The 14,628-nt window shown below is 62.8% G+C and carries 12 protein-coding genes; 6 read left to right on the top strand and 6 right to left on the bottom strand.

Annotation, left to right across the window (positions count from 1 at the left end; translation table 11 throughout):
* The 6 genes from HRQ64_RS02245 to HRQ64_RS02220 are packed head-to-tail and all read left to right on the top strand — an operon-like array spanning position 1 to position 7,777.
* Positions 1 to 1,182 carry a pyridoxal phosphate-dependent aminotransferase gene (locus tag HRQ64_RS02245; RefSeq protein ID WP_172121846.1) on the top strand — a complete coding sequence of 394 codons (1,182 nt, stop codon included), beginning with the start codon at positions 1 to 3 and terminating at the stop codon, positions 1,180 to 1,182.
* Positions 1,179 to 2,606, top strand: coding sequence for a hypothetical protein (locus tag HRQ64_RS02240; RefSeq protein WP_172121845.1), 1,428 nt, complete (start codon positions 1,179 to 1,181; stop codon positions 2,604 to 2,606). The genes HRQ64_RS02245 and HRQ64_RS02240 overlap by 4 nt, the downstream gene beginning before the upstream one ends.
* Positions 2,606 to 4,012: a dihydroorotase family protein gene (locus HRQ64_RS02235; protein WP_172121844.1), complete on the top strand. Its 1,407-nt coding sequence runs from the start codon at positions 2,606 to 2,608 to the stop codon at positions 4,010 to 4,012. Before HRQ64_RS02240 ends, HRQ64_RS02235 begins: the two co-directional genes overlap by 1 nt.
* Before the next feature lie 29 nt (positions 4,013 to 4,041).
* A complete protein-coding gene (locus HRQ64_RS02230; RefSeq protein ID WP_172121843.1) occupies positions 4,042 to 5,070 on the top strand; it encodes an ABC transporter ATP-binding protein in 1,029 nt (342 codons plus the stop codon).
* On the top strand, positions 5,067 to 6,107 hold the full coding sequence (locus HRQ64_RS02225; protein WP_172121842.1) for an ABC transporter ATP-binding protein: 1,041 nt from the start codon (positions 5,067 to 5,069) through the stop codon (positions 6,105 to 6,107). Before HRQ64_RS02230 ends, HRQ64_RS02225 begins: the two co-directional genes overlap by 4 nt.
* A complete protein-coding gene (locus tag HRQ64_RS02220) occupies positions 6,107 to 7,777 on the top strand; it encodes a M14 family metallopeptidase (protein ID WP_172121841.1) in 1,671 nt (556 codons plus the stop codon). The genes HRQ64_RS02225 and HRQ64_RS02220 overlap by 1 nt, the downstream gene beginning before the upstream one ends.
* A gap of 69 nt (positions 7,778 to 7,846) precedes the next feature.
* Here HRQ64_RS02220 and HRQ64_RS02215 read toward each other — a convergent pair whose 3' ends face one another.
* The 6 genes from HRQ64_RS02215 to HRQ64_RS02190 form a co-directional block, all read right to left on the bottom strand.
* Entirely contained in the window at positions 7,847 to 8,587 is a 741-nt protein-coding gene (locus HRQ64_RS02215) for an SDR family oxidoreductase (RefSeq protein WP_172121840.1), read from the bottom strand.
* Entirely contained in the window at positions 8,587 to 9,351 is a 765-nt protein-coding gene (locus HRQ64_RS02210; RefSeq protein WP_172121839.1) for an SDR family NAD(P)-dependent oxidoreductase, read from the bottom strand. The genes HRQ64_RS02215 and HRQ64_RS02210 overlap by 1 nt, the downstream gene beginning before the upstream one ends.
* Entirely contained in the window at positions 9,348 to 11,072 is a 1,725-nt protein-coding gene (locus HRQ64_RS02205) for a hydantoinase B/oxoprolinase family protein (protein ID WP_172121838.1), read from the bottom strand. Before HRQ64_RS02205 ends, HRQ64_RS02210 begins: the two co-directional genes overlap by 4 nt.
* Positions 11,069 to 13,114, bottom strand: coding sequence for a hydantoinase/oxoprolinase family protein (locus tag HRQ64_RS02200; protein ID WP_172121837.1), 2,046 nt, complete (start codon positions 13,112 to 13,114; stop codon positions 11,069 to 11,071). The genes HRQ64_RS02205 and HRQ64_RS02200 overlap by 4 nt, the downstream gene beginning before the upstream one ends.
* 123 nt (positions 13,115 to 13,237) lie before the next feature.
* Positions 13,238 to 13,948 (bottom strand): GntR family transcriptional regulator, encoded by a 711-nt coding sequence (locus HRQ64_RS02195; RefSeq protein WP_172121836.1) that lies wholly within the window; start codon positions 13,946 to 13,948, stop codon positions 13,238 to 13,240.
* 176 nt (positions 13,949 to 14,124) lie between these two features.
* Entirely contained in the window at positions 14,125 to 14,526 is a 402-nt protein-coding gene (locus HRQ64_RS02190) for a RidA family protein (protein ID WP_172121835.1), read from the bottom strand.
* Between the last annotated feature and the right edge of the window lie 102 nt (positions 14,527 to 14,628).

The raw sequence follows: 14,628 nt of genomic DNA, 5'->3' as shown, positions 1-14,628 counted from the left end.
ATGAGCGTGATCGCTGACAACCTGACCGACCGCATCGTGGAGGAGGACCTGTCCTTCCGCACCCGCATGCTCGCCATTGCCGCCGGAATGAACAATGTCATCGCCATGGGCCGGGGCGACCCGGATTTCCACACCCCTGCCCATATCAGCGAGGCCGCCAAGAAGGCCATCGACGACAACCAGCACCATTATACCGGCCCCACCGGCCTGCCCCAGCTGCGCGAAGCGATTGCGGGCGACCTCAAGGCCGAATACGGGCTCGACTACACCGCCGACGAGATCATCGTCACCGCCGGCGTGCAGGAATCGATCACCCTCATCATGCTGGCCCTCATCAAGCCGGGCGACGAGGTGATGATCACCTCCCCGCGCTTCATGACCTATGACACCGCGGTGGGCTTTGCCGGCGGCATCCCGGTGCCCGTCCCCACTTTCCAGAAGGACGATTTCGCCCTCGACATCGCCGAGATCGAGAAGCGCATCACCCCGAAAACGCGCATGTTCGTCCTGGTTTCGCCCAACAATCCCACGGGCGCCGTTACCCCGCCCGCCGTGATCCGCCAGATCGCCGAGCTCGCCATCAAGCACGACATCATCATCGTGTCCGACGAGATCTACGCCAAGATCATCTATGAAGGAAACGAGCACCTTTCCATCGCCACCCTGCCGGGGATGAAGGAGCGCACCATCACCCTCAATGGCTTCTCCAAGACCTATGCCATGACGGGCTGGCGCGTCGGCTATCTCGCCGCGCCCGCCGATTTCGTGGCCAAGGTCACCGAGATGCGCCACACGCTCTCGATCAACACCTGCACCATTTCCCAGCATGCCGCCCTTGCCGCCATCACCGGCCCCAAGGAGCCCATCCAGGCGATGATCGACGAATATGCCGCGCGCCGGGCGTTCCTCTTGCCCGCGCTCGACGAGATGGGCCTCTCCTATGGCAATCCGGGCGGCGCCTTTTACGTCTACATCAATGTGTCGGGCACCGGCATGTCCACCCCCGAGTTCTGCGAGAAGCTGCTGCGCGAAACCGGGGTCATGCTGTTCCCCGGCACGATGTTCGGCGACCACGACCCCAGCTATATCCGCATGTCGTTCCTGCAGCCGATCGACAAGCTGCGCGATGCGGTCGAGCGCATGAAGGGCTTCATGGCCAAGCACGCAAAGGCGGCAGCATGACCGACAAGCCCAATCCCGCCGAAAAATTCGTCGGCATCCAGGTCAGCCCGATCAACTTCATCGACGAGGGCGTCGATACCGTCCTCGACATCCTCAAGGACCGGGTCGGGGTCAATGTGCTGATGCTGGGCACCGTGTCCTGGCTCGGGCTCAAGACCGGGCGTTCCATTTCCTGGAAGCTCGATGGCTGGCCCGACCATGGCGTGCCCGAACCCTTTGCCATGAAGGGCGGGGCCTATTTCGAGCCCGATCCGCGCTACTACAACGGCACCTTCATCAAGGATTACCGCGCCCGCGACCCCGAATTCGAGGGCAAGGACATCCTCGACATGGTGATCGAGCCCGCCCATCAGCGCGGCATAAAGGTCTTCATCGAACTCATGGAGCCCTTCTTTAAATATACCGGCCATGGCTCGACCAACACGGTCGACATCCCCAATCTCGCCCAGGCGATGGAAGTCGATATCTTCGGGCGCCTCTCGGGCGATCCCTCCACCAGTCATCCCGATTATCGCAACTGGATTCTCTCCATGGTCGAGGATCAGGTGCGCAACTACGACATCGATGGCGTCATGTGGTGCAACGAGCGCAATTCCCCGCTCGACACCCTGATCCAGGGCGGCGCACCGGGGGATTTCTCCACCCATGCGCGCCAGGAAGCCATGGAGCGCGGCATCGATGTGGAAGCCTGCCGGCGCGCGCTGCTCAACCTTTATGACTTCATGCAGGAAGCGGCCTCGGGCAAGGAATTTGCCGATGGCGCCTTTATCACCTTTATCCGCACGCTGCTGGCCAACCCCGAAGCCCTGATCTGGGAGAAGTTCTGGCTCGAGCGCAACAAGGATCTCGATCGCGAGCTTTATGGCCTCGTCAAATGGTGCAAGCCGGGCCTTTCCTTCGGGCTCAATGTGTGGAACCGCAACCACTTCAACCTGTTCCGGCGCGCCCAATGGCCCTGGGAAGAGCAGACGCTTTACGCCGATTGGGTCAAGCCCATCACCTATCAGCATCAGGCCGGCGAAGTGTTCACCAAGGAGCTGGGCTTTTTCCAAAAGACCATCCTGCGCGACTTCTCACCCGATGAAGCCACCGCGGTGCTGTACCGGATCCTGGGGCTCAACGAAGCGCCCTATGGGGAAGTGATCCCCGCGGGCATGGACCCCGACACCTATGTGTTCGGCCAATGTGCCGATGCGGTCAAAGGGGTCAATGGCAAGGCCAAGGTGTTCATGGGCCTCGGGGTCGACGCGCCCCGAACCAAGCCGGAAACCGCCAAGATGACGCCCGACATCGCTTATCGCTCGGTGATGGCGACCTATCGCGCCGGCGGGCATGGGGTGGTGCTCGCGCCCAACTATGCCAGCATGCACCTGACCAATCTCGATGGCGTAGCGAAGGCCCTTTCCGAACTGGGGCTCAAATAGTGGACAGCTTTGACACCATCATCCGCAATGGCGCGGTGCTGACCCCCGAGGGCCTGCAATCGCTCGATCTGGGGCTTTCCGGCGGCAGGATCGCCGCGCTGTTGCCGCGCGGTGAGGGTGTCGCGGCGCAAACCATTGATGCGTCGGGCCAGCATGTGCTGCCCGGCGCCATCGACATCCACTTCCATATCCGCGCCCCCGCTTATCCCGAGCGGGGCACGGTGGAAAGCGAAACCCGCGCCGCCGCCGCGGGGGGTATTACCACCCTCTTCGAAATGCCCATTTCCAAGCCCTGCTGCAACACGGCCGAGCGGGTGGAAACGCGCCGCGCCCATTTTGCCGAACATGCCTTCATCAATTTCGGCCTTTATGCCGCTCCCGGCGACCTGACGGACGCCAGCGTTGGCGCGATGGCGGCGGCGGGGATCGTTGCCTACAAGATCTTCACCACCCCCGCTCCCGAGGGGCGGGACGACGAGTTTTTCGGCCTGTCCTTTCCCGACGAGGCCGATCAGCTGCGCGCCCTCAAGGCGATCGCCAAGACCGGCCTGCCGGTCGTGGTGCATGCCGAAAGCGCTCAGCTCCTGGCCTTGGGCGAAGCCGAGGTCGCGGAACTGGACTTGAGCAATATCGACACGCACCTGGCTTCCCGTCCCGCCATTTGCGAGGCAGTGGCCGTCGCCAAGCTTCTGACCATGAACATGGAAGCGGGCGCCAGGCTTCATATCGCCCATGTCACCAGCGCCCTCACCGTCGAAGTCTTGCGCCGCTTTGCGGGCAGCTCAGATTTTTCCGCCGAAACCTGCCCGCATTATCTCTGGCGCACCCATGAGGATGTGCGCAAGGCGGGGGTCTTTGCCAAGATCAACCCGCCCGTGCGCCTCCAGTCCGATCAGGACGCCCTCTGGCAGGCCATTGCCGATGGGGTCATCACCCATGTCACCACCGACCATGCCGCCTTTTCCCATGCCGAAAAGCTCGCGGGCGCGGGCAATATGGTCACAGCCCCGCCCGGCTCGCCTGGCTCGGAAGTGCTGGTACCGGCCATGCTCGATGCCGTTGCCAGGGGCCGGGTTTCCCTCGCGCAGGCAGTGGCGCTGCTGAGCGGCAATGCCGCCAAGCGCTTCAACCTGCCCAACAAGGGTCGGATTGCGGTGGGGGCCGATGCCGATCTGATGCTCGTTGATCTGTCCGGCACCACCAGCATCGAGCGCGACACGCTCCACACCTTTGCGCGCGATGTGGCCCAGCTTTATTACGGCGCCCGCTTTACCGGACGCGTGATGCGCACCATCGTGGGCGGCGCCAGCGTTTATGATGGCACTATCGGGGGGCAGCCCGGCTGGGGCCGCTACACCAGCCCCGGCAATGCTCCCCTTGCCCAGCCCAGCCGCTTGAGTGCCTGACCCATGACGACAATGCCGGAGGCCTTTACATGAGCCAGGTGCTCTCTTCCCAACCGCCGCTTCTGGAAGTGGACGATCTGCAGACCTCGTTTATCGTGGGCGAGGGCCAGGATGTGCGCGCCGTCGATGGCGTCAGCTTCACCGTCAAGGCCGGCGAAACCCTCGCCATTGTGGGGGAGTCCGGCTCGGGCAAGTCGGTCACCAGCCTCTCGATCATGCGCCTCCTGCCCAAAAAGATCGGCCGCATCTCGCGCGGCACGATCCGGCTGCGCGGCAAGGACCTGGTGTCCCTGTCCGATCGCGAAATGCGCGCCATTCGCGGCAACGATATCGGCATGATCTTTCAGGAGCCGATGACGAGCCTCAATCCCGTCCACACCATCGGCACCCAGATCGCTGAAGTCGTCATGCAGCACGACAAGCTCAGCAAGGCCGATGCCCATAAACGCGCCGTACAGATGCTCGAACTCGTAGGCATTCCCGAGCCCGCCAAGCGCGCCACCCAATATCCCCACGAGATGAGCGGTGGCATGCGCCAGCGCGCCATGATCGCCATGTCGCTCGCCTGTGAGCCGAGCGTCCTCATCGCCGATGAGCCCACGACGGCGCTCGACGTGACCATCCAAGCGCAAATCCTCGATCTTATGCGCAATCTGCAACAAAAGATGGGCATGGCCATCGTCTTCATCACCCATGATCTGGGTGTCGTGGCCGAAATGGCTGACCGGGTCGTGGTGATGTATGCCGGTCAGGTGGTCGAGACCGGCACGGTGGAGGAAATCTTCACCAAGCCGTTGATGCCCTACACGTCGGGCCTCATGCAATCCATTCCGCGCATGGGCGAAAGCGAGGAAAAGCAGCGCCTCCAGACCATTCCGGGCTATGTGCCGCTCCTGACCAAGCTGCCAGGCGGTTGCCGCTTCCGCACCCGCTGCGCCTTTGCCCAGGAGCGCTGCGCTGCCGCCGAACCGCCCCTTGAAGTGCTCGACAGCGGCCGCTCGGTGCGCTGCGTGCGCTGGCGCGAACTCGATCTCAAGACCAAGGCCACCGCACCATGAACGAGATGATCCCTCCCAGCGCGGCGGCCACCAAACGCGACACGCTACTTGCGGTGCGCAACCTCAAGAAATACTTTCCCATTCGCGGAGGAGTGCTCAGCCGCGTCGTCACCAATGTTAAGGCGGTGGACGATGTCAGCTTCTCTATCGGCCGCGGCGAAGTGGTCGGGCTGGTGGGCGAATCCGGTTCTGGCAAGACCACGGTGGGGCGGACCGTGCTACGCCTTGGCGAGCCCACTTCGGGCACGATCGACTTCGACGGCGCCGACATCGCCAAGCTCTCCAAGCCCGAGATGCGGCGCTATCGCAAGCGCATGCAGATTGTTTTCCAGGACCCCTATGCCAGCCTCAACCCGCGCGAAAAGATCCGCACGGTGCTGGGGCATGCCCTGGCCGTCCACAAGATCGGCACGCCCGCTGAGCGGGAGGATCGCATTGTCGCCCTGCTTCAGCAGGTGGGGCTGTCCGGCGATTATCTCGACCGCTTCCCCCATGAGTTTTCGGGCGGCCAGCGCCAGCGCATCGGCATTGCCCGGGCGCTCGCCGTAGAACCCGATTTCATCGTCGCCGACGAGCCGGTTTCGGCGCTCGACGTTTCGATCCAGGCTCAGGTCGTCAACCTGCTCGATGACCTCAGGGCCAAGTTCAACCTGACCATGCTGTTCATCGCCCACGACCTGGCTGTCGTGGAGCATATCAGCGACCGGGTGATCGTCATGTATCTGGGGCGCATCATGGAGATCGCGCCCACCCGCACGCTCTACCGCGCCCCCAACCATCCCTACACCAAGGCGCTGCTCTCGGCTGTTCCCAACCCCGATATCACCCAGCGCAAGGATCGCATCATTCTCAAGGGCGATATTCCGAGCCCGATCAACCCGCCTTCGGGCTGCGTCTTCCGCACCCGCTGCCCCATGGCCATCCCCGAATGCGCCAAGGTCGTGCCGCCCCTTGTGGAGGTGTCGCCCGGCCAGTTCAGCGCCTGTATCCGCACCGCGCCCCCGCCCGGTTCATTCGTCCCTGTGAGCACCCTCTGATGACCGATCTCGACGTCAAGTTCGACCGCTACTACACCTATGACGAGATGACCGAGCGCCTGCATGCGCTGGTCGGCGCCCATCCTGAACTGGCCAAGATGACTTCGCTGGCCAAGAGCTTTGCCGGGCGCGATGTCTGGATGATCGAGATCTCCAATCCCAAGACCGGTCCTGCCGCCGAAAAGCCCGGCTATTATATCGACGGCCAGATCCATGCCGAGGAACACGCGACCTCCGCGGCGGCCCTTTATGCGGTCTGGCACCTGCTGACCAATTACGGCCGGGACGAGGAAGCCACCCGGCTCGTCGACACTCAGGTGTTCTATATCCTGCCGCGCATCAATCCCGACGGGGCCGAGCTCTCCCTCGTGCCGCCCTACTACAACTGGTGCGGCAATGGCCGCTTCATGCCGGGCGCGGATCGGCTGGAAGGTTTGATCCCCGAAGACATCGATGGCGATGGTTATATCGTCTGGATGCGCGTCCCCGATCCCAAGGGCGAATGGAAGAAAAGCGCCGCTAATCCCGACATTATGGTGCAGCGCAAGCCGGGCGAAGAAGGCGGGCAATATTTCCGCCTCTACCCCGAAGGCACGGTGCGCAACTATGACGGCGTCAACGTCCCCGTCGAAAAGCCGTTCGACGGCAACATGAACCGCAACTTCCCCACCCACTGGTCGCCCCAGGAATACGGCGCGGGCAGCCATCCCTTGTCCGAGCCCGAAGCCTTCGGCATGGCCAAGTTCATCCTCGACCATCCCAATATTTGCGGGATGTGCGCCTACCACACCCATGGCGGCATCATTCTGCGCCCCTCCATGACCAAGCCCGACAGCGCCATGAGCGCGCGCGACATCAATCTCTACAAGGAGATCGGGAAGGTCGGCACCGAGCTCACCGGCTACCCAACCGTGTCGATCTACGAGGAATTCACCCCCGACAAATCGGTGGTGCGGCGCGGCGGCTTGATGGACTGGACCTATGAGGAGATGGGCATCATCTCCTTTGGCACCGAGCTATGGGATCTCGAGCGCACCGCGGGCGTGCCCAAGGAAGGCTATTACAATCTCTATCCGCGCAATGAAGAGGTCCAGCAAAAGGTCTATGACTACGTCAAGGCCAACATGGCCGACAAAGGCTGGCGGGACTGGAAGGCCTTCGATCACCCCCAACTGGGGCCAATCGAGATCGGCGGCATGGTCAATATCTGGAGCTACCGCAATCCCCCGGGCAATCTGCTCGAGGAGATGGTGCGCCAGAATGTGCTGTTCAATCTCAAGCACGCCGCCGCCGCTCCGCAGGTCAAGATCGATGATCTCAGCCTTACCCCGGTCGGCACCGACCTCTTCAAGGTACGGGCCGTTATTTCCAACCACGGCTACCTGCCCTCGAACCTGTCCGACGTCGCTATCGCCAACAAGGTCGCCAAGCCGGTCAGTGTCACCATCGCGGTTGATGGCGGTGAGCTGGTGATGAACCCCCAGACCGCCGAGCTCGGCAATCTCGCCGGACGCAATGAGCGCCTCTATCCGTGGTCGCCATGGGGTCAGCAATGGACCGCCAATGCCAAGCCCGTCGAGTGGCTCGTACGGCTGCCCGCCGGCGGCACAGTGACCGTCACCAGCCAGTCCGAAAAGGGCGGCACCCATCGCGTCACCGCGAGCGCCTGAACGGCTCCTGCAAACGAAAACTCCGGGCCAAAGCCCGGAGCTGACAATCGGTTCAGAACGCGTTCATCATCATGGCTGTTTTGTGGCTTTTGCCGCTTCCAGCTCCTGTACCAGGTCCCAGGCGCGGATGCGCTGGTCGTGGATACCGCCCGCATCCTGCAGTGCCAGACGCACAAAAGCGGGGGCCAGCTCCATTGGATCCTTCCAGATCTTGCGGGTTTCTTCGCTATAGGTCACCTCACTCATGGCCGTATGCATCGGGTGGCCAGGCGTGATGGTATTCACCGAAACATTGAATGTTTCGAACTCCTTAGCCAGCGCGCGCGACAATCCTTCGAGCCCGAACTTGGAGGCGCAATAGGTCGATTCATCCAGGCCCCCGACCACCCCGGCATTGCTCGAAACATTGATGATCGCTCCGCTGCGCCGCTGCTTCATTCCCGGCGCCACTGCCTTCACGCAGAGGAACGGGCCGCGCAGATTGACGGCAAGCAGCCTATCCCATTCTGCGACCTCGACATTTTCCACCGGCTTGAAAAAGATGATCCCGGCATTGTTGACCAGAACATCGATCCGCCCGGCCTCCGCCTCGATCGCCGCCAGCGTCGCCGCGACGTCCCCAGCATCGGTCACATCCATGCGCCGCGGCCGCAGATCGCCGGGCTCTTCGGCCAGCGTCGCCACCTCTTCTTCAAGCATATCAAGGGCATAGACCACCGCGCCCTCCAGGGCATAAAGCCGGGCCACCGCCCGCCCCAGCCCGCGCGCCGCGCCGGTCACCACCGTCACCTTGCCATCGAGCTTGCCCATCAGGTCGCGATCCTTCCGCCATCGATCACGAGCCCGATCCCCGTCACGAAGGAGGATTGCTGCGATGCCAAAAACAGTACCGCTTCGCCGATCTCATCGCCCGTCCCCATTCGCCCAAGCGGCGTGATCGAGCGCCACTTCTGCTCAAGTGCTTCTTTGTCCAGGGCTTTTTCGAGGTTACGCTGGTTCATGCCGGTGTCGATCACGCCCGGATTGATGGCGTTGCAGCGAATATTGCGGCTGGCATATTCGATGGCGATCACGCGCGTCATCGACATGATCCCGCCCTTTGACGCCGCATAGGAGAGATTGCCGCCCACATTGGCAAAGGCACTCACCGAGGAATTGTTGACGATCGTCCCGCCGCCATTGCGCAGCAACGCTGGAATGGCATGCTTGCAGCCGAAAAAGCAGCCCTTGAGATTGATGTCGATCACCCGCTCGAACAGCGCCTCGCTGATCTCGTCGGAGGGCGTCACCGGTTGCTCGATGCCGGCATTGTTGAAGATCGTATCGAGCTTGCCATGATCGGCCTCAGCCTTTGCCACCAGTGCGGCAACATCGGCTTCAACCGACACATCGGTGCGCAGAAAGCTGATCGCCAGATTGCTGGCTTGCGCTTCTGCCATCAGGGCAGCGCCCCCTTCGGCGTCCACATCCCCGACTACGACCTTGGCGCCTTCGTTGGCAAACAGCAGCGCCGTCGAGCGGCCCATCCCGCCTGCGGCACCCGTCATCACGGCCACCATGCCCTGCAGCCTCATGCCGCTTCTCCTTGTTCCAGTGCCTGGCGCACCCGTTCGGCGCCATAATCGCGTTCGGCGGCCGCCCGCGTGATCTTTTCTTCGCGCAGATCGCGCGCCAGCGCAGCAAGCGAGCGTTCGGCAGGATCGCCATAGCCGCCACCCCCGAGGGTTTCGACGCGGATCACCTCGCCCGCTGCCAGAACAAGGCCGGAGGCCTTGGAATGGAGCGCCTCCTCCTCTGGCGTGCCGGGATTGCGCAGGATGCGCGTTGTGTTGGACGGCTTGCCGCCGGCAGCGCCGGGCGCGGGGATGATGTGAGCGTCCGAACGTGCTGAAAAGGTCGTGTTATCCTCGCGCACCCGCAGCTGGCGCGCCATGCCCATGCCGCCGCGATGGCGCCCCGCCCCGCCGCTATCGGGCACAAGGCAGTATTCCTCGAGCAGCAGCGGATATTCGAGCTCGAGCGCTTCGGCGGGCAAATTGGTGGAGTTGACGGTATGAACATGCACCGCATCCATGCCATCACGATCGGCAAAGGCCCCGGCGCCCCCGCCCATGCTTTCGGGATAAACATAGGTCGCGCCACGGCCTGAATGCCAGCCCGAGACGGAAACCGCCGAGGTGGAATCATTGCACGAGGCCATCACCCGCTCAGCCGGCATGGCCTGGTAGAGCGCCCCGAACACCGCGCCGCAAAGGCGATTGGAAGTAACGGCGCGCCCCGCCACCGCCGCGGGCGCCTTGGGATTGACGATGGTGCCGGCGGGCGCGGTGATCACGATGGGGTCGATGATGCCCTGGTTGGGCATCAAGCCGGGATCTAGAACCGCCTTGACGCAATAATAGATGGAAGCCTTGAGGGCGCTGTCGGGCAGGTTGATGGCGCCGCGCGCCTGGGGGCCGGAGCCAGAAAAGTCGAAGGAAAGCCGATCCCCTGCAATGGTGGCGGTGCACACGATGGGCACGGGGTCGCCCGGAAAACCGTCATCATCCATGGCACGCTCGAACCGATAAATGCCATCGGGAAGATCGGCGACGCGGTTGCGCAGCCGCCGGCGCGTATAGGTCAGGATATCCTCGATGGCCTGTTCCACCGCCGGCCTGCCCATGCGCTCGATCAGTTGCACCAGCATGGCGCCGCCGCGCACATTGGTGCCGATCTGGGTGCGCAGATCAAGCAGCCGCTCTTCAGGATCGCGCGTGTTGTGGGCGATGAGCTCGAGGAGATCCTCGTCGATCTCTCCGCCCCGGGCAATGCGGATGATGGGCAGGCGAATGCCTTCCTCAAAGATCGATCGCGAAGTGCCGGACGTGGAACCGGGCGTCTTGCCACCCACATCGGCGTGGTGGGCAATGTTGCCGCAAAAGAACTTGACCTCGCCATCCTGGTGGACCGGCGTGATGATCGAAATATCGGGCAGGTGGCTGCCGCCGGCCAAATAGGGATCATTGGCGATAAAGGCGTCGCCAGGCTGCATGGCCGCGAGGGGATAGCGTGCCAGCATTGCTTCCACGGCACCGATCATGGCCCCCAGATGGATGGGAATATGGTCGGCCTGGGTGATGAGGCGCCCCTTGGCGTCAAAGAGTGCCGTTGAGCAGTCGCGCCGCTCCTTGATGTTGGACGAAAAGGACGAGCGGATCAGGATCGAACCCATGTCCTCGGCAATCGCGAGGAGCCGATTGGAGAACACTTCCATCTGGATGGCATCGGCAATGTGGTCGGCTTGATGGTTCATTTATTGGTGCTCACGATCAGATTGCCCCAGCGGTCGGCGCACACGGTCTGCCCGGGCAGGATCAGCGACGTCGCGCTCATTTCATTGATGATGGCAGGACCGGCGATGTCGGTTTGGGCGGGCAGGTCGCCGCGGCGATAGATGGGGGTCTCGACCCAGCCATGGCCCGCATCGAAGTAAACCGGCCGCGACCCTGCTTGAGCCGCCACAAGGCTGCTGCCGCCGGCCACTTCCGCTTGGGGCGCCTTGGCCACCTCCCCGATTGCCTGCAGGCGCGCCGACACGAACTGGATGGCACGATGCCGGATGGCGTAGCCATATTCCTTAGTGTGAGCGGCATGGAAGCGCTCTTCGAGTTCGGGCAGGTCATCGGGGCCGATGCCATCGCAATCGACCTTCACCTCAAAGTTCTGCCCGCGATAACGCGCATCCAGCACCCGCTTGAAGCGGCGATTGCCGGCTGGCACGCCTTCGCTGTCGAGCCAGGCTTCGCCTTCCGCCATCATGGCTTCAAAGAGGCCGATGACCTGCCCCAGGCTGTCGCGCGAGGCATCGGCGAAATAGCTGCGCACATAATCGGAGCTCAGATCGGTCAGCAGCATGCCGCGGGCGCAGACCGTGCCCGGCTCGCGGGGAATGAGAATGCGCGGCAGTCCACATTCCACCGCCACTTCGGCTGCATGCAGAGGACCGGCTCCGCCAAAGGCGCATAGGGCAAATTCGCCCATGTCATAGCCCTTTTCCACCGAAACCGAGCGGATGGCACGGCTCATATTGGCGTTGGCAATCTGGATAATACCGAGTGCCGCCGCCTCGAGCGACAAGCCAAGCGGAATGGCGATGGCGTCGCGAATAGCGGTGCGGGCCGCTTCCAGGTCGATCTGCATGCGCCCGCCCAGCAGCGTATTGGCATCGAGCCGGCCGAGGCACAGATTGGCATCGGTAATGGTGGGCTCGGTGCCGCCCCGCCCGTAAGCCACCGGACCCGGCGCGGCGCCGGCCGAGCGTGGCCCGACCTTCATCGAGCCGGCATCGTCGATCGCGGCAATGGAGCCGCCGCCCGCGCCTATCACATGAATATCGAGCATCGGCGTTTTGACGGGATAGCCGGCCACCAGCCGCGCGCTGGTGAACAGCGGGGTGGCATCATCGATCAGCGAAACGTCGGTCGAGGTGCCGCCCACATCGAAGGTGATGAGGTTGGGAAGCCCGGCGATCCGCCCGATCTCAGCGGCCCCCACCACACCGGCGGCAGGGCCTGAAACGCAGGTCCGGACCGGATTGGCATATACCGTGTCGGCCGACATCAGTCCGCCATTTGAATGGATTGTATAGGGCTGCACGGGGATACCGACATCACGCACCCGGTTGCGGAAGCGCTCGAGATACGCGCCCATTTTCGGGCCGACAAAGGCATTGACCGCCACGGTGGACATCCGCTCGAACTCGCGGAATTCGGGCAGGATTTCTGAGGACAGAGTAACATAAGCATTGGGCAGCAATTGCTGCACAATGGCCTTGGCGCTTGCTTCATGCTCGGGCCGCCGATAGCTGTGCAGAAAGCAGATCGCCACGCTTTCCACCCCGAGTTCAGCCAGACGGAGCACTGCCGTGCGCAGAGAGGCCTCATCGAGTTCGGTCAGGATCTCGCCATCAGGGCCGACCCGTTCGAGCACTTCGACGCGGCGGTCACGCGGGATCAGGACCGGGGGTTTTTCCACGCGATAGTCATAGATCGAGGGGCGCGCTTGGCGGCCCAGTTCGAGCACATCGCGGAAGCCCTTGGTGGTCATGAGCCCCGTGCGCGCACCGCGCCGCTCGATGACGATATTTGTAGCCACCGTTGTCCCGTGCCCGAGATAGCTCACATCAGCCGGGGCAACCTTGTTGGCTTCGAGCACACCGCGAAGGCCAATCTCGATGGCTTCGGACGGGTCGTGCGGGGTGGAAGGAGTCTTGAAGAAATGGATCTCGCCGCTTGCATCGTTGAGCAGGGTGAAATCGGTGAACGTGCCACCTACGTCGACACCAATTCGGTACATGTAAGCCTATGCCGTTGCCAGAAGATCGCATCGGCGAGCGCCGACACCACCGACCTTGTCATACAGTATACAATCTAGCAACAGGGCAAACGCCGGCTCCAGCAGACTTCGGGGGCGCTAGGCTCAGCGAGAGATGGAGACGGCAGCCTGCCGCTTGGTGCGGGCAATGAGCAGCATGTGGTTTTCGAGTGCAGTCTGGATTTGGACAAAGGCGGTGTCAGGCTTGGCAACCTCGGCCTTGATCCAGGCGAGAAACTCTTCGTGCTGCTTGGGAATCGCATCCAGGTCTTCATCGCGGAAGCGCTCGAAGTTGAAGACGATCAGCACATGGCGCGCGATGGTGTCCCAGAGCGTGCCAACGATGGGGTTATCGGCTGCCTGACGGATCACCCGGTGGAACTCGAGATCGGCGATGAGGGAATTGCGCAGACTCCCCGCCTTGGCTGAGGCGCGCATCTGCTCGATGCAGGGCTCCAGATCGGCGGGGCTCCCCTTGCCCTGCCGCCAGTTATCAATGGCGTCGCGCAGCATGAAGCTTTCGAGGCTCAGGCGAACTTCCATGATCTGCTGCGTCACATCAGCGCCGAACGCGGCAACGCGATAGCCGCGATGCCCGCCACCGCTGATGATCCCCTGAGCATGCAGGACCTTGAGGGCTTCGCGGATGGGCACGCGGCTGACGCCGAGCTTTTCCACCAGCGTAGTTTCCACGATCCGCTCACCGGGCGAAATGATCCGCGTGGCGATGGCCTCGGCAATGGTGTCGGCGACGCTTTCCGAGAGTGAAATGCGCTTGGGCTGGGGGAGGTCCAGCCGGACTGTATCGCCGTGCACGCTCATTCTCCGCAGTCGGTGCTGTTTCGGGAAACTAGTCCATGCACGAGTTTTGCAGCAGCACCAGAGGCTGCATTCCGCGCGATAGGGTTAGCGCTCCTACAACATTGTGCCGCGCTGACACAAGTTTGTCAGGCATCGGACGATTCCCCAAGCCCTCCAGAAGGTGCCGTAGCTTATGAACTAGCCTTGGGCAGGTAGACGATGACCTCGACTTCCACCTTTACTTCGGGCGAGCCCAGGCCGCCGATGATGATACCGCTATGGGGTGGACGATGCTCGCCAAAGAACTTCTTGCGCTCGGCGGTAACTGCGGGTGCGTCAGCCCGGTCCGTGAGAAACACCATGATCTTGACCACGTCACGCGGGGTCGCGCCGATATGGGCGAGGATGCGTCCGATATTGCGGTATACCTGCGCTGCCTGTGCGCCCGCATCGCCAATGCCGACCCATTGCCCGGCTTCGTCCCGAGCTACCTGGCCGGCTACGAAGGCAAAGTCGCCTGCGATCGAGACATGCTCGTAGCTGGCGGCGGGGAACACATCGGGCGGGCTGGACAAGGTGATGGCATGGCTCATGGGCAGGCTCTCCGTTGCTTAACTTGTTATGCCCGTCCGGGTCATCGGTGCTGGGGAGCGCTGCGCCGCGTGCTCATTTGCCGACAATTTCCGCATTCGAGC

The organism is Devosia sp. 919 (assembly GCF_013185965.1).
Lineage (GTDB): Bacteria > Pseudomonadota > Alphaproteobacteria > Rhizobiales > Devosiaceae > Devosia.
Note: the sequence above shows the minus strand (reverse complement) of the source record. Positions and strands in the feature narration are given on the sequence as shown.